Here is a 26,560-nt window from a genome sequence, read left to right as displayed (position 1 = left end):
CTTTTATATATCTTCTGGTAATATAATCTGATATGTTTCCTTTGTAACCTCTTCCGGCGGCATGTGAGACACACGCTCCGAGAGTTTCTGAATAGTAGCATCAAGGAGATTACGCATCTCTCGCGCATTACCCCACGACTCGTTCTTGGCAAGTACCATCTTATAGATAGTATCAAGAGCCTTGAACTCAGCCTGCGGTGACAGCGTGTACTGCTCCTTCTGAGCCATATGCTTAAAGATGGCTAATAACTCATCCTCATTATAGTCCTCGATATGCAGCTTATGGGTAAAACGGCTGGCCAGCCCGGCATTCATCGTCAGGAATTCCTCCATCTTATCCTTATAGCCTGCTGCAATCACCACAAACTTACCACGGTCGTCCTCCATGCGCTTCATCAGGGTATCAATGGCTTCCTTACCATACTGGTCGCCACCATCACTGAGGGTATAGGCCTCGTCAATAAACAAGATACCACCCATCGCCTTGTCACACATATTATTGACAATCTTTGGGGTCTCACCCATATACTTACCTACCAAAGTGGCACGACTGGCCTCTATGACTCGGGATGTGGGAAGGATATCCATCGCCTGAAGAATCTCACCCATCTTACGGGCAATGGAGGTTTTACCCGTACCAGGATTACCCATTAGGATAAAGTTCATCGACATCTGCTGAACCTTACCGGCACCCATGGCAGCACGCTGTTTCATGAACATGCTCTGGACAGCCAAACGACGGATAGAGTTCTTGACAGAACGCATGCCGATAAACTCGTCGAGTTCGTTGAGCACCTCATCCAACGGACGGGCAGCCTCGCTCTGTGCCATCGGCAGGTCATCTTTCGTCAGGCTATACATGTCTTTCTCCTGGAAGCCCGGATCGTTCATCAGTTTGACAAGACGCTGACTCTGACGCTCTACTGCCTCATTGAAGATACGGCGTGCCTCACGGGCATTACCGAAGTTCTTGTCGCGACGCAGATAAAGCTGCTCAAACTGGCGATGGATAGCTGCACGGGTATCATCATCGATAGTGAAGTTCTTGTCCTGTGCCAGATGCAGGAAGATTTCCGTCAGCTCGTCTGGCGTATAGTCATCGAAATGAATTGTCTGCGTAAAGCGACTCTTCAGTCCTGGGTTCGTGTCGATGAAGTCATGCATCTGGTCGGTATAGCCCGCTACGATACAAATGAACTTACCACGGTCGTCCTCCAGACGCTTCAGCAGCGTGTCAATAGCCTCAGCACCAAAGGTATCACCATCACTCGACTTCAAAGTATAGGCCTCATCGATAAACAGGACACCACCAAGGGCCTGATCTACCAGCTGGTTGGTCTTGATAGCTGTCTGACCAGCATAACCTGCCACCAGTTTGGCGCGGTCGGCCTCAACCAACTGACCACGTGACACTACACCTAAGGTCTTGAATATATCAGCCATGATACGTGCCACAGTTGTCTTACCAGTACCAGGATTACCAGTGAACACATAGTGTTTGCCCTGGAAGGTCTGCGTCTCGCCACGACGGATCTGCAAGTTGAGGAAAGCTGTCAGGTTGGAGATTTCCTTCTTCACAGCCTTCAGTCCGACAAGACCGTCAAGCTTCTGCAGGCAATCTCCGACATTCACAGACTGTGGAGCCTCATATGGAATATCCTCCTTATTGATGGTCATCAGTTCCTCATTACTCATCGATGAGATATCCACACCCTGCAGACGCTGGGCCTGCTTCTTGCATATCTGATCAAAGAGCGTGCGCATCGTACGGCCATTGGCGAAGTCCTTATCACGGGAATTATACATCTCCGTAATCATCTTACGGGTCAGTTCCTCAGCATCCTTCGAGAAGATGTACTTCTTGGACTTGGCGAATACCTGCATTATCTCGAACAACTGCTCCGGTGAGTAGTCCTTGATATCAAGGAAATAATTGAAGCGACTACGGAAGCCAGGATTAACACGGAAGAGGTTCTCCATCTCCGTACGATAGCCGGCAGCAATGACAATAAACTGTCCGCGGTCGTCTTCCATACGTTTCATCAACTTCTCCAAAGCCTGAGCACCTTGGTTGTCACGATCACCGGAAGCACTAAGCGGTGCCAGCGTGTAGGCCTCATCGACAAAGAGGATTCCTCCTTTGGCCTTGTCACAAAGACGGTCTACCACCTTCGGCGTCTCGCCCTGATAAGGACTAACCATCTTGGCACGATCGACTTCTACCACATGACCACTGTCAAGATAACCTATCGACGCAAGTATCTCACCTAACTTTCTGGCAATCGTTGTCTTACCGGTACCAGGATTACCTGTCAGGATAATATGCATTGACATCTTCTCCTGTTCACCCAATCCGCGTTCAGCACGCTGCATGGCATTCTGTACAGAGTAAGCCATCTCCTTGACAGCACTCTTTACCTCATCCATGCCAATAAACGAATCGAGATCCTTCAGGATATCCTCTACCGAACGTTCCTCAGGCACATAACCCTTGATATCGTCTTTCTCCACCTGCTTGGCATCAGCGCCACGGCTGATGAACTGTGTGAAGATGTCCTCAGAGGTCTTTGTGGCCAGATGACCATTTCCGAAAGTCTCATCCTTAATCTTTACCTGATATTTAAAGAAACGCAACAACTGGCTCTCGGCTTCTTCAGAGAAATCCGTGATGCCATATTTCATGCGCAGGTTAAGCTTACAAATCTCTGCAAGTTCCTGATAACCAGGCGTCGGCATACGGAACGTATACTTGAAGCGGTTAGCTACAGCCGGGTTACTCTCCAGGAAGTCCTCCAAACCTTTCGTCAGACCAGAGATAATCACGATTGGATTATCCTCCCACTTATCCATCTCCACAAAGAGTTTGTCAAGCGGATTCACCTGATTGGAATACTTGTCGGGCAAGAGTTTCTGAACATTGTCGAAGAACAGGATGCCATTCTTGGCCTTCTTGATATTCTCATCCCATTTATCGACGAAGCGCTGGTAGTCCACCGCATCCACCATCGTCAGCTTCGGCTTCTCGATAATCTTATGCTGGTAGAAGTAGTCACGGAGAATCTCCGCAAGGGCAGTCTTTCCCGTACCAGTCTCACCTATCACGATAGCATTCACCGAGATTCGCACGTTGGCTATATCCTTACGTGAGCGGAGATAGGCATAGGTGTCGACAATGGTCTTCAACTGACGCTTCACTTCGTCAAGTCCCACCAGCTTATCAAGCAAGTCCTGACTGACAAGCGGTTGGCCACACCACTTGCAGAACTTCGCTATGCTTCTGTTTTCTTTATGACAATTCTGACAAACCATTATTCTACGTCTCTTTCTATTTGCTTGATTATTTTCGAGGCATTTATCGTTACGTCGCCAGGATTTTTGACGTTCATAAGACTCGGACTAAATATGATGAAGTCAAGGACGAATATCAGGGCAAGCAAACTCCAAAGGATATAATGGAGCACACTCTCACCGCTGATGGAACGTACCTGATCTGTCACATCGTTAAGTAAACCAAACTTAGAACCCTTGAACTTATAAGATTTAGTCTTAAAGGTATAATACAGAGGTTCTAACAGCGTAGACTTGATATCGTTGTCGAGCACTTCAGTTATCAGCTTATTGTCTGCCTTCTGGTCTCCGCGGAAGTCTGTCAGATGGCAGATGAGGATATAGACCAATGTAATGGCGACAATTGCCAGGCTGAAATAACTGGGGTGCGACTGGTTCATGTACCTTAATATAATAATAGGTATAAAAGAGGATAGCGCGCCCAAGACACCCCAGAGGCAAGAGAACATGAAATCATAGCCTCTGAAATAGGCACGGGTGCCAACGATGAGGGCAGTCATGCCTCCCAATGGCAGACCTATACTCAGGAACGTGTGGCTCAGGAGATAGCTTGTATCCTTCACACCGAAGATGAGAACCAGCAGAACCCAGATACCACTCAAGGCATAGAATGACGTACGCCAAATCTTTTCCCTACCCTTGGCACGAGCCCAATTGTCACGTACATCCTTCACTCTGTTGGAAGTTTCTTCCCTGGCATTGATAAAACGCTTGTAGTAAGGCTGTGTCACATCGATCTTTCCAAGTGCCATCAGCCAGTCCTCCAAAGAATGCTCGTAGGCATACTCTGCAGAGAAGTCAGCAAAGGGATCCTCATGATAGAACACAGCCATCCATTGGGCGAAAGAGCCTTGACGCAATTCATTCTTGTACTGTGACAAGTCATCCTGGTCGAGATTCTTTCCATTCGACAACTCCGTACCATCAGGCATCAGGTAAGTAGGAGTTACGCCAAGGATACGGCAGAAACGGTAGAGAGCCGTTCTGGCATCGTATGCTCCAAGACGCTCCTTATTCTCTTCACTCTTGAAGTCGAAGCAGCGGTTATGCTCACTATACATCTCGGTCCAGCCATGCAACTGGGCGTAGTACGAGAAACGTCCGCCAACTTCTATCATATCATTCATCTTTTCCAGGAACTCCTGGTCACTAAGATGCTCGGCACTCTTCAATCGTTCGTTCAGCTGTTCACCAACCTGCATCGGCGTGAACGCGCCCTGTAAATCATAGGCCGACTCACGGTCCAGGTTATACAGTACCTTATAGGCCAGTGCCGACGAATAGGGCTGACCTTTCGTCATGATGCGAAGACTCTCGCAAGCCATATGGTCTTCATGACTATACATCCAGGAGAGCAGACGACCATCAGTCAGGCAGTGCCAGTCGTCCTCCGTCAGGTTCTCACGACCGAAAGTCTTCACGATTTCCTTAATGGTCGAAGAGGGATATTTCGCCAACAAAGGTATCTCCGGATCAATCTCATAGACAAGTCGCATGATAGGCACGCGCATCTCTTTCTTATCTTTATTGGCGAAATAAGAACGCAGACGGTCTACATCGCACTTGGTATGAGATTCCAGATACAGGAACAACGAGTCGTTCGGATTTGTCAGCAACATGCTGTAATCGTTCTGATAGCTCAACAGCGAGATGGCTACACTATGGACGTCGTCGCAGAGATTGCCTTTCACATCTTTATACGGATAAGTCGGCTCCATCATATAGACAGCCGCCATCAGGCCTGCTTTCTGGTCAACGGGATAACGGTTGACAACAATGTCCTTGACTATGGTACTGAGTTTCTCATTACCACAAGACTCCAGCCATGAACCGATCTTACCATTATACAGATAACCGATGGCCAATTTCTGATTATCCAAAAGGATTGGCACCAGTTCATGGATATTGTCGGCTACGAGGTTCTTGTCTGGATCCACAATGAAGCTCTTATACTTCAAGAACGGTGAAGAGAGGTCCACCTTCGGACTTCCGCCCTGGAACCATTGTTCCACCTGCTCGTATCCCCAACGGTTAATCGGATTGACCACCGTCAGACCCTGAACAATCATCTTAACACGCTCAGGCAGTTCATTGATATGAGGCAGACGACCTTCATTCTTCTGGCGCATCATCACACGCTCATTGGTGCTCATTGGATTCTCACCCAACCAGAGGGCCATCAGACAGATACCTAAGGAATAGAAGTCGGCAGAAGGAGATATTTCCACCACACCGTCAATCACATCGGAATACATCTCTGGTGCTGCATAAATCGGGGTCCTGGCCTGGGTGGTCTTATGTGACTTTCCATCCTGCTCCAGCATACTTGAGATGCCGAAGTCGCCTAAAACCAGCTCCGTATGTTCCTTGTCGCGGAAGAAGAAATTACTTGGTTTGATATCCTTATGCAGAATATTGCATTCATGACAATATGCCAAGGCGGCAGCACCCTGCAGGGCTATTCGACGGAACTTATCAATATCTCCTCCCAGCTTATAGTCAGCCATCGAACCGCCACGCAGATACTCCATCAGTTCATAGTAGCGATGCTTACCTTCAACGTATGTCTTACCATAGTCATAGACCCTGACAATCATCTCAAAATCGAAATTCAGCACAGCCTGCAGAATGTTCTTGTTGACATCGAAGTTGGGATAATAAATCTTCAATACATATTCTTCACCATCCTTCTCAACAAGAAACACCTGAGCCTCACCAGAGTTATCACTCAGGCACTGGATATTTCTATATTTGACACCTTTCAGCAGGAAACTGTCATCATTGACATTGTCCTGCTGTATGGCTTGTTTGTCAGCCCTGGCAGTTCCATCCATTCCCAACGAAGGAGAAACCATACTGGTTACACGAACCGTTCCGTCAAGATTGGCTGGACGAAGCGTTCCGTCAAGATTAGCCGGACGTAGTGTCCCATCAGGATTTGCAGGACGTACCGTCCCATCGGGATGCGGAGGGCGAACCGTTCCATCTAGATTGGTCGCGCGTACCGTACTGTCAAGGTTTTCTGGCCGTATCGTTTTTTCTGTACTCATCAGATATCGTCTTTAATTTCTTTTCTTGTGTTCTTACCAAGGATTACCCACTTACCTCCCATCTGAGGCTTGGCACATCCGCAAGGACTTGAGTGGAGGGCATGCTTGAAATTGCACTCCCACGCCAGTCTGACGCCCTGGGGCTTGCAGGCCATCGCATAGTTGCGCACCTGTGCCGGCTTCGGCTGAGGTTCCTGTACCATCTTATCAAGGATAGCAGCAAGTTTGTCCAGTCGTTCCTGTTTCTTGGCATCATACTCTTCCCTGCTCATGCGCTTATGCTGAGACTCAGGGATGACAGGATTGGCAATGCCTCTGTCTTCTGCCAAGAGCTTCAGCACCCGCTCACGAAGCTTGATGTTCTTCTGATCACGGAGGACATCACGTTCAGAATTATAGGGGATGGTCATCTCCAACTGCTGGATCTCATTGGCAAGACGCTGCATCTCTTTATATTCAGGCAATTCCCTGATTTTCGTCATCAGCTGATGGGCTTCGTCAGTCAGCGGCGTACCACATTGCTTACAGAAAGAGAAGTCGTTAAGGGTATGGCAAACCGGGCAAACGATTCCGCCACGCGGACTACCGCACTCAGGACAGAAAGCCTCATGACCTGTCAGATGGGCGCCACAGAAAGAGCAGATGTCAGTTCGGATATAATGGCGACAAGACTCACAGAAATCGGCATCGGGCTCCACGGCTGCGCCACAGTTAGGGCAGGTGGACATGCCGATAGCATTGCCACAGGAGGAGCAGAAGAGGGCCTCAGGCTCATTAACGGTTCCGCAATGCGGACACACGATACCACTGGCAGATTTCATATGCATCGCCTGTTGGGTAAGTGGCTCTTCCGTGCGCACTCTTGTTAGCTCCTCACGCTGTAATGGCTGAGAGGCTCTGTTCGTACGTTCCGGGTTTTGAGTAATATCATTCATATCAACACGTGTTTTAACTTAAGTTAGGTGCAAAAGTAAACAAAAAATCTTAATTCACAAAAAAAACCGCCGTAAATTTACATTTACGACGGCATTTTTCTGTATTTTCGGCACAAAATTACCACAATTGCAAGCGTTCTGACTTCGGAATGAACATTTTATCGCCTTCTTTGACTCCAAAGGCATCATACCATGCTTCGACATGCGGAAGGGCTCCGTTTACACGCCAACGACCCAGTGAATGGGGATCGCTCTTGGTGCGGTTTCGAATCTCAGCCTCCGTAATATTGGCAGCCCAAACACCAGCATAGGCATGGAAGAAACGCTGATCGGCAGTCAGGCCGTCCTTCTCTTCAAGGGGCTGGCGCTTTGTGGCATTCTTATAAGCAGCCCAAGCCACCTGCAGACCTCCGTGGTCAGCCAGATTCTCACCAAGCGTCAGACGTCCATTACCCTTCAAGTCAGGCAGCACATTAATGGCAGAGAAGAAGTCTGCATACTTATCCGTACGAGATGTAAAGTTCTTTCCATCACTTTCCGTCCACCAGTCCTTCATGTTTCCATCCTTGTCAAAGCGACGACCCTGATCATCGAATCCGTGAGTCATCTCATGACCAATCACCACACCGATAGCACCATAGTTGAAGGCATCGTCGGCAGTCGGCTCAAAGAAAGGATACTGCAGGATACCTGCGGGGAAGCAGATTTCATTGGTAGTGGGATTATAATAGGCATTAACCGTCTGAGGCGTCATATGCCAATCGTCACGATCCACAGGTTTGCCTACACGATGCTCCACGCCCCAAGCCTGCCAGAACTTGGCACACTCCTGCATATTGTCGTAGTAAGATTTTTCCGGATCGATCTGGAGTCCAGAGATATCCGTCCACTTGTCAGGATAGCCCACCTTTACATAGAAGGTGTTCAGTTTCAGCAGGGCATTCACCTTCGTAGAATCGTCCATCCAGTCCTGAGCAGCAATACGTTCGCCAAGGGCAATCTGAAGATTCTTTACCAACGTAATCATGCGCTGCTTGGAAGACTCAGGGAAGTATTTCTCCGAATATATCTTACCAAGAGCCTCACCCATCATACGCTCTACCTGACTAGTACTACGCTTCCAAAGCGGATGGTTCTCTTTACGGCCAGACATCACACGACCACGGAAGTCAAAACTTTCTGCAACAACGGCATCACTCAGATAGTTGGCAGCACCAGAAATGACGCCCCACTCCATCACGTCACGATACTCTGCTGGCGTGATGGCACCTACCAATTTGTTGGCACCTTCGAGGAACGCAGGCTGTCCTACAACCATTTCCTGAATATACTTGACATCCACGCCAGAGGCTTTCATCACCTTCTCCAAAGGCAGATTCGGATACTTCTCTGTAAACTCCTTGAGAGTCATCTTGTTATAGTTGGCCTCTGGGTCACGAAGCTCCGTACGCGACTTGCTGACCTTGGCCAGTTCCGTCTCTACTTTCATGATGTTCTTCATCTTCTTCGTGGCCGCACTTTTACTGAAGCCAAACAGCTGGAACATCTTGATTATGTGCTTCTTAAATGCTTCACGTATATCCGCCGTAGCCTTATCATTGTCAAGATAATACTCTTTCAAGCCCAAAGAAAGACCACCCTGATAGACGTTCAGGATATTCTGCGTGGCATTCTTCTCGTCGGCTCCGAAGCCAGCATAGAAGAACTCCTGCTCTCCGTAGGGAGTGAGTTCCAACTGGATGTCGAGCAATTGGGCATTGGTCTTGGCAGCCTCCAGACGCTTAATCAGGGGCATGACAGGAGCCACACCCTCATTATTACGACGCGTAGAGTCCATCGCCAGCTTATAGAGGTCGCTGAGTTTCTGCTCGATCGTACCCTTTTCATAGGTGTTGCTCTGGAGTTCGGCAAGGATGCCGTTGATACGCTTGTCGTTGTTCTCCTGCAGCTGGTCGAAGCTGCCATAGCGAGAATAGGCTGCGGGCAAGGGATTTTTCTTCATCCAGCCACCACAGGCATACTCGTAAAAGTCATCACCAGGACGCACGCTGGTGTTGAAGTCGGTCTTGTCCAGGCCAGAACTCAACGGTTTCTGTGCCATCGTCATCAAAGAGATGGAAGCCATTGCCATCATTGTTACAATTTTCTTCATAAATCTATCATTAGTTTGTTGTTAAACTTTCGAGTTCTTCACTGAGTTTCTCCCAGCGTTCCACCTCTTCGTCAAGACTTTTCTTTGTCGAGGTGTATTCCGTCACAAGGGTCATGTCGGAGGCATTTTCAGGAACCATCAGCAGGTCGTCGAGCTCCTTCAGCCGCTGTTCCATCTTCTCAATCTTGCGCTCCGACTCCTTGACAGCCTTCTCCACGCGGTTTCTGCGCTTCTGCTGCTCCTTCCGCTCGGCATAGTTGAGGGCTTTAGACAGAGTTTCCTGATTGTTCCCATGCTGGGAACTGTTTGTTCCCACGGTGGGAACTATTTGTTCCCTCGGTGGGAACTGGGAGTTTCCTTGGGTGGGACTCTTGGTTTCTGCCTGATTCCGCCCGAGTTCGTTCAGTTCACTTATCTTCTTGGCCTGGAGGAAGTCGTAGATACCACCCAGATGCTCTCTCACCTTGCCGCCTCCAAACTCATAGACCTTCGTCACCAAGCCATCAAGGAACTCACGGTCGTGACTCACGATGATGGCAGTACCGTCGAAGGCCTTGATGGCCTCTTTGAGTACATCCTTCGAAGGCATATCGAGATGGTTGGTAGGCTCGTCGAGAATCAGCAGGTTTACCGGCTCCAACAGCAGACGGATCATCGCCAAGCGACTTCTCTCTCCACCACTGAGCACTTTCACTTTCTTATCCGACTCCCCGCCACCAAACATGAAGGCGCCAAGGATATCGTTGATACGCAGACGGATCTCGCCCTTCGCTACGTTGTCGATGGTCTGGAAAACAGTGAGATTCTCGTCGAGCAACTGTGCCTGGTTCTGGGCAAAGTAGCCAATCTGGATGTTATGGCCCACCTTCAGATGGCCCGTAAAGGGTATCTCACCCATGATACATTTCACCAGCGTGGACTTTCCTTCACCGTTCTTACCCACGAAGGCCACTTTCTCGCCTCGCTTAATCGTCAGCGTCACATGGTCGAAGACTGTGTGGGCTCCATAGTCCTTACGCACCTCATCGCAGATAATCGGATAGTCTCCACTTCTCAGGCAGGGAGGGAACTTCAGGTGCATTGCAGAGTTGTCAACCTCATCGATCTCGATGGGCACAATCTTCTCCAACTGCTTGATCTTCTGCTGCACCTGAACAGCCTTCGTAGCCTGATAACGGAAGCGCTCGATAAAGGCTTTCATATCCGCCATCTCCTTCTGCTGGTTCTCATAGGCCCTTATCTGCTGCTCGCGGCGCTCCTTTCTCAGCACGACATACTCATTGTACTTCACCTTATAGTCGACCACCTGCCCGCAAGAGATTTCCAGCGTGCGGTTCGACACATTATTTATAAAGGCACGGTCATGACTCACAAGGACGACAGCACTCGACGACTGAGCCAGGAACTGCTCCAGCCACTGAATCGACTCGATATCGAGGTGGTTGGTAGGCTCGTCGAGCAACAGCACATCAGGCTTCTGAAGAAGGATTTTCGCCAGTTCGATACGCATACGCCAACCTCCAGAGAACTCCGAGGTAGGGCGATCAAAGTCCGTACGAAGGAACCCAAGTCCCATCAGCGTGCGCTCCAGTTCTGCCTCGCGACTTTCAGCACCCATCATCAAGAAGCGCTCATGCTCTGTGGTGTATTTCTCAATCAGTGCCAGATAGCTCTCACTCTCGTAGTCCGTGCGCTCTGCCAGCTCCAGATTCATCTTGTCGAGCCGTTCTTTCATCCGCGTAATATCGGCAAAGGCTTTCTGGGCCTCCTCGCGAACAGTCGTATCATCCTGCAGAATCATCACCTGGGGCAGATAGCCGATACGGCAGTCGTTGGGCACACTCACGTTGCCAGCCGTTGGTTTCTGCTGACCACATATTATCTTCAGCATCGTCGACTTGCCAGCGCCGTTCTTACCCACAAGGGCAATACGGTCCTTGTCGTTGATGACAAAACTCGCATCCACGAACAATGGCTTGATGCCAAATTCCACTCTCAGTCCTTCTATTGAAATCATCGTTTGTCTACATATTTATATCCCTGATAGTCCTCCCTTGGGAAACGGAGTATCGCGTCAGTGATATCGCCCGATTTGAAGTCGGAGATCTTAATGGTCGTCCAGATGAAAGATATCTTGACACGCACACTGATGGGGTTATACGTCTTTCGCTCCACCAGCGCCCGCACCTCCTTGATACCTTTCTTGCCTTTCTTCGCCTTGAGTGTCAACATCAGTCCTTTAGGATCTTCAGAGACACTATAGTCGAAATTCTCTGGCTCAAACTTGAACTTGCTCGAATACTTGTCCGACTTATTGTTCTTGGCATCATGGATCTCCACCTCATTCTTTTTCCTCTTTTTTATGATGTAGACCACCTGACCATCATTCCAAGATTTCATCCTCGCATCTTCGAACTTGCTCTTTTTGCCCTTATACCAGATGGTTCCGCTGGTCTTGTAGAGGCCTGTGATATTCACATCATAGTGCAAGGTGGCCCCCTGTTCTCCGAATACCTGTTGGTAGGCTTGGTTGAAAATACGACGCGCTTGACGGGAATTAGGTGTCTCCTCCGCATGGACAGAACACAGCACCGTCAGCAGCATCAACACCATCAAAACTATTTTTTTTCTCATCTTTTGTCAGTTTCAAGATGCAAAAGTACTAATTTCTCATGAAAATACATTATTTTTGCACACAAATTAACGAATTAATAGGCATACATATGGAAAAGAATATCTTCGCGCAACTGATTGCCAGCGCCCTGAACCTTCAGGAACGGGCCGTAGGTGCCACCATCGCATTGTTGGAGGAAGGCTGTACCATCCCGTTTATCTCCCGTTACCGCAAGGAACGTACAGGAGGGCTCGACGAGGTACAGATAGCCGCCATCAGCGACCGATACGAGAAACTACAGGAGATACAGAAGCGAAAAGAGACTGTCACGAAGACCATCACCGACCTTGGGAAGATGACGCCAGAATTGGAAAAGCGAATCCACGATTGCTGGGACACGACAGAGTTGGAAGACATCTATCTCCCCTACAAGCCCAAACGCCGTACCCGTGCTCAGGTGGCCCGTGAACTGGGATTGGAGCCTCTGGCCAACATCCTTATGATTCAGCGCGAACGTGATCCGGAAAGGGCTGCAGAACGTTTCGTAAAAGGCGATGTGAAGGATGCAGATATGGCACTCAAGGGGGCACAGGACATCATTGCCGAGACCGTCAGCGAAGACGAGCGTTCCCGTCAGCAACTCCGCAATGCTTTCAGTCGTCAGGCATTCATAACTTCTAAAGTGGTCAAATCCAAGGCCGATAGCGACGAGGCTGCCAAATACAGCGATTACTTCGATTGGGAAGAACCTCTGAAACGCTGTTCTTCCCATCGTCTGCTGGCCATGCGTCGTGGTGAGAGTGAAGGCGTCCTCCGTATCAGCATCTCTCCTGATGACGAAGAAGCCACAGAACGTCTGAAGCGCCACTATGTCTATGGAAACACCCCTTGTGGACAACTCGTGGCCGATGCCATTGAAGATGGTTACAAGCGGTTGCTCAAGCCTGCTATCGAGACAGAGTTTGCAGCCCTTAGCAAGGAGAAGGCCGATGAAGAAGCCATCCACGTTTTTGCAGAGAACCTGCGCCAACTACTGCTTGGTGCACCCCTAGGTCAGAAACGGGTCATGGGCGTCGACCCAGGATTCCGAACTGGTTGCAAGGTGGTTTGTCTCGATGCACAGGGTAATCTGCTCCACCATGAAGCCATTTTCCCCCACCCGCCTGTCAACAAGCGCACAGAGTCGGCCATCGCCATTCAGAAGATGATTCAGAAATACAAGATTGAAGCTATCTCCATAGGAAATGGCACTGCCAGTCGTGAAACTAATGATTTCATCAAGGATGTTTTGGCAGGCCGCTATAATATCGATACCAAGAAAAAAGACGAGTCACCCAAGCCTCAGATCTTTACTGTCAGCGAAGATGGGGCTTCCGTCTATTCTGCCTCCAAGATTGCCCGCGATGAATTTCCTAATGAGGATGTCACTGTCCGCGGTGCAGTCTCCATTGGTCGTAGACTTATGGACCCGTTGGCAGAATTGGTCAAGATCGACCCCAAGAGTATTGGCGTGGGACAGTATCAGCACGATGTAGACCAGACAAAGCTCAAACATTCCCTAGATCAGACTGTTGAGAGCTGTGTCAACCTCGTTGGCGTCAACCTCAACACAGCCTCCCAACATCTGCTGATGTATGTCAGTGGTCTTGGACCGACCCTTGCCAAGAACATCGTGGATTATAGGAAAGAGAATGGAGCATTCACCTCTCGCGCTCAACTGAAGAAAGTGCCACGCCTTGGACCTTCAGCCTACCAGCAATGTGCAGGTTTTCTTCGTATTCCCAACGCCAAGAACCCACTCGACAACTCTGCCGTTCATCCGGAGAGTTATGCTGTTGTTGAGCAGATGGCCAAAGATCAGGGTTGTTCCGTAGCCGACCTTATCAACAACAAAGAGAAGCGCGAGGCTATTGACATCAAACGCTACGTCACCTCCGAGATAGGAATCCCCACTCTCACCGACATCATGCAGGAGTTGGAAAAACCTGGTCGAGACCCGCGTGAACAGTTAGAAGAGTTTGAGTTCGATAAGAATGTCAACACCATCGACGATCTGGTAGAAGGCATGATCCTTCCTGGCATCGTGACCAACATCACCAACTTCGGAGCTTTTGTTGATATCGGTGTCCATCAAGACGGACTCATCCATATCTCGCAGATGGCAAACCGTCGCATCGCCCATCCCTCCGATGTGGTGAAGCTCCACCAACACCTCAAGGTGCGTGTCATTGAGGTCGACCATCGTCGCCATCGTATTTCTCTCTCCCTGAAATAAAAAAATCCTCCCCAGTTGGGGAGGATTTCTCGTTTTAAAGACTTATCTTCTTTACTTGACCTTCTCCACGATGGCCTTGAAAGCCTCGGGATTGTTCATGGCCAGGTCAGCGAGCACCTTACGGTTAATCTCGATACCTGCCTTAGCAAGGTTACCCATGAATACTGAGTAGCTCATACCCTCCTGACGAGCGGCAGCGTTGATACGCTGGATCCACAGGGCACGGAAGTTGCGCTTCTTATTACGACGGTCACGATAGGCATAGGTAAGACCTTTTTCCCATGTGTTCTTGGCTACTGTCCAAACATTCTTGCGGGCACCGAAGTAACCGCGGGTAAGCTTCAAAATACTCTTACGCTTTGCTCTTGAGGCAACGTTGTTTACACTTCTTGGCATAGTTTTTCTACTTTAAAATGTTCGACAATAGGTTTAACGGAGACACAACAGGTCACGTACCTGCTTCATGTTTGACGGATCAACGATTGTTGTACCTACCAAGTTGCGCTTCTGCTTCTTGGTCTTCTTTGTCAGAATGTGGCTGTGGTAAGCGTGACGTCTCTTTACCTTACCTGTACCGGTGAATGAGAATCTCTTCTTGGCACCGGAGTTTGTCTTTACTTTTGGCATTGTTTTAAATATTTAAATTGTTATTAATAATCGGCGGCAACGCATATACCGGGCGCGCCGTCTTCTTTTTCTTTTCTTTTTTACATTACCCTTCCTGATCCTCAGTCAGTTTCTTCAGGGCATCGGCACTAATCTTGGCATTGGCAAAGAGACCACCGTTGGCGGGTATCTCTGCACCTGCCTCAGCAACCTTTTCCTGCTGTGCCTTCTTGGCTTCCTTAGCCTCGGCCTCTGCAGCCTCACGGTCACGAGCCTGCTGACTCTTCTTCTTCTCACCTGCCTTCTTAGGAGCCAGGTAGAGGAACATCTTCTTTCCTTCGAGAGAAGGCATACCCTCAACCTTTCCTACCTCCTCAAGATCATTTGCGAAACGCAGCAGCAATACCTCGCCCTGCTCTTTAAACAGGATGGAGCGTCCGCGGAAGAATACATAGGCTCTAACCTTATTGCCTTCCTCCAAGAACTCCTTGGCATGCTTGAGCTTGAACTGATAGTCGTGCTCATCGGTCTGGGGACCAAAGCGAATTTCCTTAACCTCCACCTTCACCTGCTTGGCCTTCATTTCCTTCTGGCGCTTCTTCTGCTGGTAAAGGAACTTGGAGTAGTCGATAAGACGACAAACGGGCGGATTAGCGTTAGGGGAAATCTCTACGAGATCCACGCCCTGTTCGCGGGCCATGTTAAGAGCATCACGGGTAGGAACAACAGACGAGCCATCATCGCCTACGATGCGAACTTCACGTACTCGAATCTGTTCGTTGATTCGGTACTGATTCTTCAATTTGTCATTCTTCATCAACTGTTTTTTAGAAAATCGGGTGCAAAATTACTATTTTTCTTTGAACATTAAGCTTTGAGCTTTAAACTTTATGATAACATTTATATAAATTTAACAATAAACCCATATAATGCTATGATTTTATACCATTCCATCATTAGCAAATCATAAAGCTCAAAGCTCAAAGTTAAAAGCTAAAAGTCTTTCGTCATTTCAGCGACACGAGCGTTCACCTCATCGATAAACTCCTGAATAGTCATGACACTCTGTTCACCACCACCCTGAGGACGAACGGCGACCGTTCCGTCAGCCTGCTCTTTCTCGCCTACAATTACCATATAGGGAATACGCTTCAACTCGTTGTCGCGAATCTTACGACCCAGCTTCTCATTGCGCAGATCGATGGTAGCACGAACGCCACCCAGATCAAATTTCTTGGCAACCTCCTGAGCATAGTCGTTGTACTTCTCAGAAAGCGGCAAGATAGCCACCTGGTCTGGTGTGAGCCAAAGGGGGAAGTGACCTGAGGTATGCTCAATCAGCACAGCACAGAAGCGCTCCAGTGAACCGAACGGTGCACGATGGATCATCACAGGTGTCTTCTTCGTATTGTCCTCGTCGGTATATTCCAACTGGAAGCGCTTAGGCAGGTTATAGTCCACCTGAATAGTGCCCAACTGCCAACGACGGCCAATAGCGTCCTTAATCATGAAGTCGAGTTTAGGACCATAGAAAGCGGCCTCACCGTATTCAACCTTGGCAGGCAGTCCTTTCTCCTGACAAGCCTCAACAATAGCCTTCTCGGCCAGTGCCCAATCTTCGTCAGTACCAACATACTTATCGTGGTCGTTAGGATCACGCAGCGAAATCTGAGCCTCAAAGTTGAATCCAAAGGCTGTCAACACGATGCCGATAATGTCCATCACATTCAGGAACTCCTGCTTCACCTGGTCTGGACGGCAGAACAGGTGGGCATCATCTTGAGTGAACGAACGCACACGAGTCAGTCCATGCAACTCACCACTCTGTTCATAACGGTAAACGGTACCAAACTCAGCAATACGTAGCGGCAGGTCACGATATGAACGAGGCTTCCAAGCAAAAATTTCACAGTGGTGAGGACAGTTCATTGGCTTCAGCATGTACTCCTCATCCTCCTCAGGTGTATGGATGGGTTGGAACGAATCCTTGCCGTAATGGGCATAGTGACCAGAGGTAACATAGAGGTTCTTTGAGCCAATATGCGGAGTAATAACCTCCTGATAACCAAATCTTTTCTGAACCTTACGCAAGTGATCCTGCAAACGCAAGCGCAGTTCCGTACCCTTCGGCAACCAGATGGGCAGGCCCTTACCTACCTTATCTGAGAACATGAAGAGTTCCATCTCCTTACCGATTTTACGGTGGTCGCGCTTTTTAGCCTCCTCCAGCATCTCCAGATACTCGTCGAGCATCTTCTTCTTTGGGAAAGAGATACCATACAAACGCTGCATCTGCTCACGACTGGCATCTCCACGCCAGAAAGCACCAGCCACAGAGGTCAGCTTCACAGCCTTGATCTCGCCTGTATCCACGAGGTGCGGACCACGACAGAGGTCAGTGAAGTTACCCTGTGTATAGGTTGTGATGGAACCGTCTTCTAGATCCTGGTCGATGTGCTCGCACTTATAGGTCTGTCCCCACTCAGCAAACTGCTTCAGGGCCTCAGCCTTAGGTACCTCACGACGAACCACAGGCTCTTTCTTGCCAGCCAGTTCCTTCATCTTAGCCTCAATCTTGGGGAAATCGCTCTCCTTGATCATCTCACCATCTTTCAGCAAGACATCATAGAAGAAGCCATTCTCGACAGCAGGTCCGAAACCGAACTGAATGCCAGGATACAACTCCTGCAAAGCCTCTGCCAACAGGTGGGCGGAGGTATGCCAGAAGGTATGCTTACCCTGCTCGTCTTCAAACTTGTAGAGTGCAATGGTAGCGTCCTCATTAATTGGACGGTTCAACTCTACTGTCTCACCGTTTACTCCACAGCTTACAACGCTGCGTGCAAGAGCCGGAGAGATGCTCTCTGCAATCTGATAGCCAGTCACGCCCTGCTCATACGAACGAACAGATCCGTCTGGGAAAGTAATGTTAATCATCATATCTACAATATATGTTTGAATTTGAAATTGCCTGCAAAGGTACACACTTTCACCGAAACCACCAAATTTTCCGCCTAAAAACCTATCTTTTTCACGTTCGTCTCGTCAAGGCGTTCGTTGTCGCAGTGGCGGATCAGCATAGGGAGCACATCTTCGGCCTGCCCATGCAGGATGGTGTCGATGGCATAATGGCGGGCGATATTCTCTATCTGACCACCACTGAAGTCATACTTCGAGGCCAAGGTGTGAACATCCAGATCGCTGAGGTCTGGTATCATCGAATGCCAGATGCTGACACGGGCCTCTTCTGTCGGTTTCTCGAACTTGATTTTGTAGAGGAATCGGCGTTCGAAAGCCTTGTCCATATTCTGCTGAAGATTCGTGGTGGCAATCATGATGCCATCCAGCTGTTCCATCTCCTGCAGGATGATGTTCTGCAGCGAGTTCTCCATCTTATCGACCGCATTCTCAGCCCCGTTCTTGCGCTTGCCGATGATGGCGTCTGCCTCGTTAAATAATAAGATAGGTGTCAACTTGGCCTTACTCACCTGTTCACGATAGCGGTCAAAGAGTGCCTTCACATTCTTCTCGCTCTGACCTACCCACATACTCTTCAACTGCGGCACATCCACCACCATGATATTCCGTCCTGTCTTTTTAGCCAACTGATAGACCGTTTCCGTCTTGCCAGTACCGGGGGAACCATAGAACAGACAGGCGAAACCATAGCGGAAGCCCTTTTCCTTCATACGCTCTTGAATCTTCTGATAATTCTCAGGCTGCAGGAAACTGCCCAGCTCTTCCACCTGTCGCTCAATATCCTTGGGAAAGAACAATTTCTTCTCTGTCAGTTTGCTGGCATCCAGCATATCGGCCAGTTTCTCCTCTGTAGCATTAATCTTCATCTCAGCCAACAAATCTCGCTTGGCCGCATCTGTCAGTTTGTATTTGGTCACATCCGCCAGCCCGTCCACACACTTATGCTCAATCAGTTTCTTCTCCTGCAACTTATGCTCCCCTATTCTCAGTTCACTCTTCGCATTGGTAAAGTCTGCTCTGCTGTCATACAGGTCCTCGATATCGCAAAAGCGGATGTCATCATCGTCGCGATTCACCAACCGATGAGCAAAGAAGGCCACCATCATCTCATCTTCATCGCTCAGATAATACTCCTTCAGGTGCTTCACAAAGCCCACCTGTGGATTATCTTCAAAGAGCTGTTGCAGTTCTTCACAAAGGGCACGGGGCGAGATGGCATCATCATCCAGATCCTCAAACCACTGGTCGAGCAGTTCAAACATCGCAGCACAGTCCAGCCCTTTGCGCTGAGGTAACTGATACACCTCGTTATGCTTCAGATAGCGGATCACGACGGAGGGAATATCGAAGTCATCCTCATCTTTCACATCACGGAACTTCAACAGACGGCGACGCACCAGGGCATCGATATCACTGGCATAACTCAGCACACCTATTTTATTCAGATCCAGATACGAGGCCAGATCATCATAATCCACCCTTCTCGGTCCTTTCTCCATACAGACGCAGAACAGCACAGCCTGTCGTTCTGTAATGCCAAAGCTCTCTGCCAGCAGACAGATCTCTGGTGCAGCCTTCAGCATGAACTCCTCGCTCATCTTCGAGTCCTCTGCCAGTTCCACCACCTTCTCAATAGCCTGCAGCAGTGTGGGTACAGACTTCTGTTGATTTTTCTTTCTACTTTTAATAGTTGTTGCCATATCTTTTGAATTTTAAATATCCGATGTGCATAATATAGACACATTCGAAAAAAAATTCAAAAAACATGGCAACTTTTTTTCAGGAAGCCGTTACTTCTTTGGTTCAAGCTTAATCTTTCCTTCCTGAATAGCACGGATGAGGCGGATTTGCTCATTCTCATCTTCCCCAGTCATCAACTTGAAAGGATGGCCATCGGCTTCTGTCTCAGGGAAATACTTGCCCTCGGCATCGTTCTTCAAATAGACTTCGCAACCAGGTTCTTCTGCTTTGTAGAAGATACGAAGCGATGGATAAACAGCTTTCATCAACTGAGTGACTTCGTAGCAAGGTGTCCAAGCCGTTTCGAAAATCATGCGAAGGGTTTCATCCTCGCGAACAAGTTCTGTCCATTCACCTCGACATTCCATCTCATCAGGATTCTTGCCCAAGGCCTTAACTAGTAGTCCGAGGTCTTGGCCTTGGAGTTCCTTCATCTTCTGATACAGTGCATCGAGTTCTTTCTTCTCACCCTCGATGACATAATTGGTAGCACAAATGTTTGCCATAACTGTAATGATTTGATATTTGTTATTAATATAGTTACTTCTCGTCAAAAATTCAAAGATTCGGCAAATTTTTATAGTTCCATCAGACAGACACGGCCTGTCTTTCGCAGGGATTCGTATCTCAGTTTATAGGATTGCTCGTTGTCGATAACCCAAAGGAGTTTGGTGCGCAGGAATGGTGGCACTTCTGGCGTTGGGGCATAGCCATCAGTGATGATGATAAGACCATCGTAATTGGGGTTTTCTTTGACATAATCGACGGGTGCCTGGAAGTCTGTGCCGCCACGTCCTTTCACCTTGAACTCCTGCTTATTCTTCTTGGCTTCATCCAATTTGATGGGCATGCCTTGAACCTCATGGTCGAACATCAGCACGTCTATCTCCTGAATGCCATATTTGAAGAAGGTGGTGATGATACGGAAGTATCGTCCCAGAATATCTGAGTCAACAGAGCCGCTGGTATCAATAGCGATAAGAAGACGGGTGGTAAAGTCATAGTGACTGCCCATCTGTTCAAAACCAAAGCGACGACTGGGGCGCATGCGAGTCAGGCGACGTTTCTGCGAGAGGATGCTGGAGCGGAAAGTGCGCAGGGCTCCGCGGTAGTCAATCTTTCCCTCAGCAGCCTTCTTGATCAGCTCCACCATATCGCCAGGCAAACTACCCCACTGTGTCGAACTCTGAACGAGGTCTGTAATTAGACGGGCCTGGAATTGGTCTTCTTCCCAGAGCGAGGTATAATCAGTACCTTTTGACTTTCCCCCCATCTTATCGTTTTCACCAGAATCCGCGCCATCTGTTCCTGATGTTGCTGATTCCGCAGACTTTTCTGTTGAATCCGTTTCTTGTTTTTGACCTTGCCCTCCACTTTGATTCTGGTCTTGGCTTTGTTCTTCACCTTGGCTCTGACTTTGTTGGCCTTGAACCATGTCGTTCAACCGATTGGCATACCACTCGTAATACTGCCCTTGGGGCAATCCAAAGTCCTCAGGTTTTGCAAGGTCAATCCACGAAAACTTATAGGCAGGTGAGATGACCATATCGCTGGCAGTTTGAAGCATCACAGGTAGACATCCCAGCGGCTGACGGGCATAGGGATGTTGCAGCAGGATGCGAATCATCTCCACCTTCAGCAAGTCTTTCAACTGATTATCTTGCAGGGCATCGATGACAGTTGGATTGTATTCAATGCGCCCTTTCCCCGTCCGCAGCGGACACAGCATATTGGCATTCATCGTCAGGCGATGACTGCAATAGACAGCAAAAAGCACTGGCTCTGTCAAGAACCACTGTTCCGCTTCCTGTTGTATGCGCTCTCGGGCCGTCATAGTGTCTGGATGAATTCCACGATTTGCTTATAGGTCTCTGGCATCTCCTTATTAATCAGGAGCAGCATCTGCTTATAACCTGTACCATCAATGAGCGATACGAAATGGGCATAAGCCTCACGATTCTTCTTGAGCAGATAGTCATGATAGGCTTTCAGGTTCTCGCACACCGTCTTACGTTCCAGCGTATCGGCCTTGTCAGTCTCGAAGAAACGGGCCAGTGCATCGTTGAGCAACGATAACTGATGCAGTTCATACTTGTCAAGTTGCTTCTTGGCCTTCTTAAAGTCCGTCAACAGGTCAATGGGTGTAAGATCCTCCTTACGGAATGAGAGGAACAACTGCGCAGCAGCTTGTATGCCAATGATACCGGCTACTACCTTCTGATGCACTGGCAACGGATTTGGCACATTTTCCAACAGTCGTGCCACCTTCTCCCAGGCACGACGGTCAGGATCTTTCTCCAGCCCCTGTTCTTCCTTGGTATCAGCACTACGGTCGAGTATCTCAGGGTTGGCACTGATGAAACTGATAACGCGCTCATCCAGTCCCTCACGCTCTGCCCATAGCAACCACTCCTCTGCCGAAGGACGGAAGGTATAGATATTGAAGCGGGAAACCAACGCTGGGTCAAGATCCGTCAACTGATACTCATCACCATCGTTACAAGCCGAGATGATACGACTGCCTTCTGGTAAAGGCCGACCTGCCAGCTTGCGATTCAGCACCAGATCCATCACCGTCTGAAGGATTTCAGGACGGGCACGGTTCAGCTCATCCAAGAAAAGCACGATGGGTTTACCGTCCATGGGGAACCAATAAGGCGGCATAAAGGTGGTTTTACCTGTTGCCTCATCCTTATTGGGCAGACCCAACAGGTCGCCTGGATCACTCATCTGTCCGAGGAAAAGGGCTACAACGCGCATGCCTTTCGACTCAAAGTATTTCGTCAGAATTTGCGACTTACCAATACCATGCCGGCCCGTCAACATGATGTTCTGCCACGAAGGAGTCACCTCCAAAAGTGTCAGCAGTTCTTTACTGTTAATTGCTATTGCCATATTGTTTTATAGTTTTTGATCAACGAAATCGAAAGATATGAAAAGATTATTGTAGTTCCCGGACATGAATGAGCGCACATAATCTCCAACCGTTAACTTATATCTTGGAGTGCCTTTCCCGTGTCGGTTGGCGGCTATCCAAGCATCAACGTCTGTTGTTACAGGGTCGAAAACGAATACATTGTGGCATTCTGCATCGACATATTGTTCTCGCACTTCATCCCTTACGACATAGCAAAATCTTGTATCGCTGGTAATTTTAATTGCGGAAGATAAAATTTTTGTTGTATATAGTCGTCCAGCCTCCCAACGCATATATTTCAGCAATTTACCTACGGGTTTACCTGCGTTTTGAACGGCAAGAGGCTCCATGATTTCAACAAAATGCCGATACTCAGGCTTCTGCATCATTTGTTGATCATGGATATGCATGGTTGTAATGAGTGCCTCTTCCATCTTTTGACTGAGCCTAGGCATCATTTTCAGATACTCACCAATGGCGCTAAGTGGTGTCTTCGGTAATATCTCAATCTGACATCTCTCGTAATGACTATTTGGGTACAAATATATGCTATCATAAGCACTGATGATGGAACACTGGAAGCCCTCGGTCTTGATGGCTATATTCATTTTGTCCTCAGACGCATTAATCTCCATATCTTGCAGTCCTAAACTATTCAGATAGGGAACAAGTTCTTTTTCCCAAAATATATCTTTATTCCAATGGTTAAAATGCTCAAAAGTCTGCACTTGCTCTTTCACTGTCCGCTCTGTGGCAGCATCGATATATTTCTTGATAGCCATCTTCCAGGGACGGAGCACCTGTTCCAAGATCTTGTCTAATTGATAATCCTTCTCGATGTATTCTTGGATCTTCTTCTGCAACTTCTTGTCATCCCACAGTTCGAACTCTATGCTGTCAGAAATAGCAGCCTCCATCGTACGTATTTTCAACTTCTTGGCATAGTAGTTGAATTCTTCTTGTCGCAATTCCCATTCCGCAGCAGCTTCCATCAACAGAGTCGCTACGTTCAGCGAATAGAAGTCAGTTTCCTGCAAGAGCATAGCCGATTTCGTCAACTGCTCGCAGGGGTTCAGTTCGTAATAGCCAAAAGGCATTCCCTCTGTACTATAGCGTTTGATGGTCATCGTGATTTGACCATAAGACAAGTGTATCGTTTCCACATCAGTGCAAATCTCATACATCCTTTGCAGCCAGTCAAGGTATATCTTTTCATAGTCAAAAACCTTGTTTGGCATATAGGAATAAGTTTCCCATCTATTCTTTGGCTGCGGAGCCTCCTTACCTTTAAGGGACTGGCGATTCACCTCCATCTTGAAACTATTCAAATCAGCACCTTCAGCTTCGAGTGCAGCCCGCAGCCCTTCTTCTGAGAAACAGAAATTCATATTCTGCCAACAGACAATGGGATTTAGTTTGATGAAATGCTCAGACTTATAGTCCTCAAAACTGAAATTCACACCAAAATCTAGTGGAAGATACACCTCCTTGCGGATATCCTCCAATTGCGTGTGCTGATCAGCAAACCGTTTGGCTTTGCTCACCCACGACTTCCTGCGCTTAGCAGCCTTTTCTTTCCAATAATCGTTAAAACTCATTATTCGCGTCCTTATTTTCAATGGCCACTTCTGGCACTGATTTTCTTTCCCTCCTTGTTCCATGTGAATATCCAACTGCCTTTGCGGCTGGTGATGGTACTGTTGGATACGCCAACGATCTCACCAACATCTGTACATCGCGAGGTTCATATTTTAAATTATATTCAAAATTAATACTATCAATAAACTCTTACCATCGTATCATCATCCAGAAGATCCTTCAAATTAACACTTTGGGGATCCTGGCTATCGATAGCGGATTTCCAAAGTTGCTCATACTTAATTCCGTATCTATTAATTGTGCCAATAATGTCATCAAAGCTCCAATTCTTATATACACCGAGAAGGCGTTCCTTGATTTTTATCTTTAGTTCATCATTAAATCGAAGCAAACCTGTGACATTATCATCAATAATAGAATCAAAAGGAAACTCTTCGACAGCCGTCAATGTGGTTTGAAGGACCTCTTGTGCATCTCTTTCTTCTGAATCATTATGTCCTGAGCAATTAGCCAAAACCTTACATTCTTCCTCTATCTTTTCCCATATCATTTCAGTAAGAGCATAAAGAGAACGTAGCCGGATATGGTTTTTCAAGGCAGATTGAGCGTTAGAATCATCCAACCCCTCAAAATTTGAAGGCAGTTGCTTCCTATATTCTGGTAATAACTCCACAACCCGCTTTTGCACTTCAGTTAGTTTCTTTACGCTTTCTGTTGCTTGAAGCCATAGATTCCGCTGCTCTACCTCCATGATTTCTTTTAATGTATGGGGAGCAAGTTTAAAGTTTTTATCAATAACTAATTTTGACATTGTATTATGTCGATTACCTATACATCGCGAGGTTTTGAAGGTGGTTCTTAGTCCTTTTCGACCACAAAGATAAGCAATTCTTTTGTTATCATTGCCCCGTTTTGCCGTTTTAACGACAATTAAGGGAAATGCGATTCCTTTTCAAGGTAGTTGAAGATACCGATCATGGTACTCCACCCCACAATGAATATAACTGTTTCAATAATGCTCATAATTCAAATTATTAATGTTCAATGTGCATAATATAGACACATTCGAGTAAAAATTCAAAAAACATGACCGCTTTTTTGCTGCCAAGTCGTTATTTAACATCATTTAAGGGGGGGGGGCAACGCTTTTTAGCAATTAATTGTCTATCTTTGTGCTTTGAAAGTACGAAACAATAACTTAAAACCTCGCGATGTGTAGGCCAATCGTCAGTATTAATATGAAACTAACTGAGTATGCTTTTTCTTTGAACGTTATGTTCGACTACAACGAAAAGGATCAAAGGGCGGCAAGTCCTGAAGAGCGTGATGAATACGAAGATATTAACCGGCAGACATACAATTATGAACCTTTTGCGGATGATGAAGAAAACGAATTGGGCAAGCTGTATGTAGAGAGCCTGAATAAATACGTCGAAAATCACCCAAATAAGGAAGAAATGGAGAAGACACTCCAGATGGATTTCAGCCAGGAGGAGATTAATGCTTATGTTGAGAAATACGCATCAGCTCAGAAAGAAGGAAAGTCGTTCCTTGAGCGTTTTCATGGCTGGGATGCCACTTTCATTCTGTTGATTCCCTGGTGTATTGCGAAGTCATTAAAGAACCGCAATCGCTTCGAAAACTATTCCATTTTCCAGGTTAATGTCGAGTTGAATGAGTACATGTTCCTGTGGTTTGAAGAATTAGAAACATTCCCAGGTTTCTGGCAAGATGGCCAATTCCCCAAATATGAAGTTAAGGATGGTGTCGGAATCATTCCCGAAGGAACAACCAAGATAGTTAATTATGCATTTTGCAATTGTAACGATTTGCTCTCAATTCGAATTCCTGAGTCCGTAACTGAAATAGGAAAGTCGCCATTTTCCAGTTGCACCAACTTACATACAGTCGAGCTACCCAATTCTATTACAGATTTTAGTCAATGCAGTTTCAGTAGGTGCACAAGCCTTAAAACAATTACCTTGCCAGAATCGTTGACAAGCATCTGCAATTTTGACCATTCTGGAATAGAAAAGATAACAATCCCGTCTGGTGTGACAGAGATTCGAAGATTTGCCTTTGAAGCTTGCAACAATCTGAAGTCTGTAGTCATCAAAGGACCTGTTGCCCAAATAGATGATAACGCATTCCGTGACTGTGCTGCTTTGAAAACAATAGAATTCCCCGCTGGTATTAAGAAGATTGGCAAGGATGCCTTCAAGGGTTGCACAGCCCTGAAGACGATTAACGTTCCTGCTAAGAAGGCCGACTATTACAAGAAGCGCCTGCCAGAAAATCTGCACAGCCTCATCGTGGAGTTGCCCGCAGACAAAAAGAAGTAAGAA

The 26,560-nt window shown here is 47.6% G+C and carries 18 protein-coding genes; 2 read left to right on the top strand and 16 right to left on the bottom strand.

Features of this window, described 5'->3' with window-relative positions:
• Positions 1-3: 3 nt before the first annotated feature.
• From BMY16_RS13185 to BMY16_RS13160, 6 genes are all read right to left on the bottom strand, one after another.
• The gene (locus tag BMY16_RS13185) at positions 4-3,309 is read right to left on the bottom strand and encodes an AAA family ATPase (RefSeq protein WP_091843278.1); all 3,306 of its coding nucleotides are present in this window, start codon (positions 3,307-3,309) and stop codon (positions 4-6) included.
• Positions 3,309-6,398 (bottom strand): serine/threonine protein kinase, encoded by a 3,090-nt coding sequence (locus BMY16_RS13180; RefSeq protein WP_091843275.1) that lies wholly within the window; start codon positions 6,396-6,398, stop codon positions 3,309-3,311. The genes BMY16_RS13185 and BMY16_RS13180 overlap by 1 nt, the downstream gene beginning before the upstream one ends.
• Complete coding sequence (locus BMY16_RS13175) at positions 6,398-7,333, bottom strand: zinc ribbon domain-containing protein (RefSeq protein WP_091843272.1); 936 nt, start codon at positions 7,331-7,333, stop codon at positions 6,398-6,400. The genes BMY16_RS13180 and BMY16_RS13175 overlap by 1 nt, the downstream gene beginning before the upstream one ends.
• 118 nt (positions 7,334-7,451) lie before the next feature.
• Positions 7,452-9,485 (bottom strand): M13 family metallopeptidase, encoded by a 2,034-nt coding sequence (locus tag BMY16_RS13170; protein WP_091843269.1) that lies wholly within the window; start codon positions 9,483-9,485, stop codon positions 7,452-7,454.
• 10 nt (positions 9,486-9,495) lie between these two features.
• Positions 9,496-11,502 (bottom strand): ABC-F family ATP-binding cassette domain-containing protein, encoded by a 2,007-nt coding sequence (locus BMY16_RS13165; RefSeq protein WP_091843266.1) that lies wholly within the window; start codon positions 11,500-11,502, stop codon positions 9,496-9,498.
• A complete protein-coding gene (locus tag BMY16_RS13160) occupies positions 11,499-12,119 on the bottom strand; it encodes a LolA-like protein (RefSeq protein ID WP_091843264.1) in 621 nt (206 codons plus the stop codon). Before BMY16_RS13160 ends, BMY16_RS13165 begins: the two co-directional genes overlap by 4 nt.
• An 89-nt stretch (positions 12,120-12,208) precedes the next feature.
• On the opposite strand from BMY16_RS13160, the gene BMY16_RS13155 reads away from it, so the two are divergent.
• Entirely contained in the window at positions 12,209-14,374 is a 2,166-nt protein-coding gene (locus BMY16_RS13155) for a Tex family protein (protein ID WP_091843262.1), read from the top strand.
• A gap of 51 nt (positions 14,375-14,425) precedes the next feature.
• On the opposite strand, the gene rplT is transcribed toward BMY16_RS13155, so the two are convergent.
• The 10 genes from rplT to BMY16_RS13105 all read right to left on the bottom strand — a co-directional run bounded on the left by rplT (position 14,426) and on the right by BMY16_RS13105 (position 25,026).
• Positions 14,426-14,770, bottom strand: coding sequence for a 50S ribosomal protein L20 (gene rplT, locus BMY16_RS13150; protein WP_091843260.1), 345 nt, complete (start codon positions 14,768-14,770; stop codon positions 14,426-14,428).
• A 33-nt stretch (positions 14,771-14,803) separates the two neighbouring features.
• Positions 14,804-15,001 (bottom strand): 50S ribosomal protein L35, encoded by a 198-nt coding sequence (rpmI, locus tag BMY16_RS13145; protein WP_091843257.1) that lies wholly within the window; start codon positions 14,999-15,001, stop codon positions 14,804-14,806.
• Between the two features lie 85 nt (positions 15,002-15,086).
• Positions 15,087-15,797: a translation initiation factor IF-3 gene (gene infC / locus BMY16_RS13140; protein ID WP_091843254.1), complete on the bottom strand. Its 711-nt coding sequence runs from the start codon at positions 15,795-15,797 to the stop codon at positions 15,087-15,089.
• 176 nt (positions 15,798-15,973) lie between these two features.
• On the bottom strand, positions 15,974-17,917 hold the full coding sequence (gene thrS, locus BMY16_RS13135) for a threonine--tRNA ligase (RefSeq protein WP_091843347.1): 1,944 nt from the start codon (positions 17,915-17,917) through the stop codon (positions 15,974-15,976).
• Positions 17,918-17,994: 77 nt separating this feature from the next.
• The gene (locus tag BMY16_RS13130; protein WP_091843252.1) at positions 17,995-19,659 is read right to left on the bottom strand and encodes an AAA family ATPase; all 1,665 of its coding nucleotides are present in this window, start codon (positions 19,657-19,659) and stop codon (positions 17,995-17,997) included.
• 90 nt (positions 19,660-19,749) lie between these two features.
• Positions 19,750-20,205 (bottom strand): DUF1281 family ferredoxin-like fold protein, encoded by a 456-nt coding sequence (locus tag BMY16_RS13125; RefSeq protein WP_139207233.1) that lies wholly within the window; start codon positions 20,203-20,205, stop codon positions 19,750-19,752.
• A 71-nt stretch (positions 20,206-20,276) separates the two neighbouring features.
• Complete coding sequence (locus tag BMY16_RS13120; protein ID WP_091843247.1) at positions 20,277-21,533, bottom strand: vWA domain-containing protein; 1,257 nt, start codon at positions 21,531-21,533, stop codon at positions 20,277-20,279.
• The gene (locus BMY16_RS13115; RefSeq protein WP_091843245.1) at positions 21,530-22,594 is read right to left on the bottom strand and encodes an AAA family ATPase; all 1,065 of its coding nucleotides are present in this window, start codon (positions 22,592-22,594) and stop codon (positions 21,530-21,532) included. Before BMY16_RS13115 ends, BMY16_RS13120 begins: the two co-directional genes overlap by 4 nt.
• A 6-nt stretch (positions 22,595-22,600) precedes the next feature.
• Entirely contained in the window at positions 22,601-24,214 is a 1,614-nt protein-coding gene (locus tag BMY16_RS13110; RefSeq protein ID WP_139207232.1) for a hypothetical protein, read from the bottom strand.
• Between the two features lie 179 nt (positions 24,215-24,393).
• Positions 24,394-25,026, bottom strand: coding sequence for a hypothetical protein (locus BMY16_RS13105; protein ID WP_091843240.1), 633 nt, complete (start codon positions 25,024-25,026; stop codon positions 24,394-24,396).
• Between the two features lie 427 nt (positions 25,027-25,453).
• Here BMY16_RS13105 and BMY16_RS13100 point away from each other — a divergent pair, with 427 nt between their 5' ends.
• Positions 25,454-26,557 (top strand): leucine-rich repeat domain-containing protein, encoded by a 1,104-nt coding sequence (locus tag BMY16_RS13100; RefSeq protein WP_170836108.1) that lies wholly within the window; start codon positions 25,454-25,456, stop codon positions 26,555-26,557.
• The last annotated feature ends 3 nt before the right edge of the window (positions 26,558-26,560 follow it).

The sequence above is a fragment of the Prevotella sp. ne3005 genome (genome assembly GCF_900110085.1).
Lineage (GTDB): Bacteria > Bacteroidota > Bacteroidia > Bacteroidales > Bacteroidaceae > Prevotella.
Note: the sequence above shows the minus strand (reverse complement) of the source record. Positions and strands in the feature narration are given on the sequence as shown.

Excerpts from the sequence above, each read along its gene's own strand:
- BMY16_RS13185 (WP_091843278.1), bottom strand. The coding sequence starts at position 3,309 with ATGGTTTGTCAGAATTGTCATAAAGAAAACAGAAGCATAGCGAAGTTC.
- BMY16_RS13180 (WP_091843275.1), bottom strand. The coding sequence starts at position 6,398 with ATGAGTACAGAAAAAACGATACGGCCAGAAAACCTTGACAGTACGGTA.
- BMY16_RS13175 (WP_091843272.1), bottom strand. The coding sequence starts at position 7,333 with ATGAATGATATTACTCAAAACCCGGAACGTACGAACAGAGCCTCTCAG.
- BMY16_RS13170 (WP_091843269.1), bottom strand. The coding sequence starts at position 9,485 with ATGAAGAAAATTGTAACAATGATGGCAATGGCTTCCATCTCTTTGATG.
- BMY16_RS13165 (WP_091843266.1), bottom strand. The coding sequence starts at position 11,502 with ATGATTTCAATAGAAGGACTGAGAGTGGAATTTGGCATCAAGCCATTG.
- BMY16_RS13160 (WP_091843264.1), bottom strand. The coding sequence starts at position 12,119 with ATGAGAAAAAAAATAGTTTTGATGGTGTTGATGCTGCTGACGGTGCTG.
- BMY16_RS13155 (WP_091843262.1), top strand. The coding sequence starts at position 12,209 with ATGGAAAAGAATATCTTCGCGCAACTGATTGCCAGCGCCCTGAACCTT.
- rplT (WP_091843260.1), bottom strand. The coding sequence starts at position 14,770 with ATGCCAAGAAGTGTAAACAACGTTGCCTCAAGAGCAAAGCGTAAGAGT.
- rpmI (WP_091843257.1), bottom strand. The coding sequence starts at position 15,001 with ATGCCAAAAGTAAAGACAAACTCCGGTGCCAAGAAGAGATTCTCATTC.
- infC (WP_091843254.1), bottom strand. The coding sequence starts at position 15,797 with ATGAAGAATGACAAATTGAAGAATCAGTACCGAATCAACGAACAGATT.
- thrS (WP_091843347.1), bottom strand. The coding sequence starts at position 17,917 with ATGATTAACATTACTTTCCCAGACGGATCTGTTCGTTCGTATGAGCAG.
- BMY16_RS13130 (WP_091843252.1), bottom strand. The coding sequence starts at position 19,659 with ATGGCAACAACTATTAAAAGTAGAAAGAAAAATCAACAGAAGTCTGTA.
- BMY16_RS13125 (WP_139207233.1), bottom strand. The coding sequence starts at position 20,205 with ATGGCAAACATTTGTGCTACCAATTATGTCATCGAGGGTGAGAAGAAA.
- BMY16_RS13120 (WP_091843247.1), bottom strand. The coding sequence starts at position 21,533 with ATGACGGCCCGAGAGCGCATACAACAGGAAGCGGAACAGTGGTTCTTG.
- BMY16_RS13115 (WP_091843245.1), bottom strand. The coding sequence starts at position 22,594 with ATGGCAATAGCAATTAACAGTAAAGAACTGCTGACACTTTTGGAGGTG.
- BMY16_RS13110 (WP_139207232.1), bottom strand. The coding sequence starts at position 24,214 with ATGAGTTTTAACGATTATTGGAAAGAAAAGGCTGCTAAGCGCAGGAAG.
- BMY16_RS13105 (WP_091843240.1), bottom strand. The coding sequence starts at position 25,026 with ATGTCAAAATTAGTTATTGATAAAAACTTTAAACTTGCTCCCCATACA.
- BMY16_RS13100 (WP_170836108.1), top strand. The coding sequence starts at position 25,454 with ATGAAACTAACTGAGTATGCTTTTTCTTTGAACGTTATGTTCGACTAC.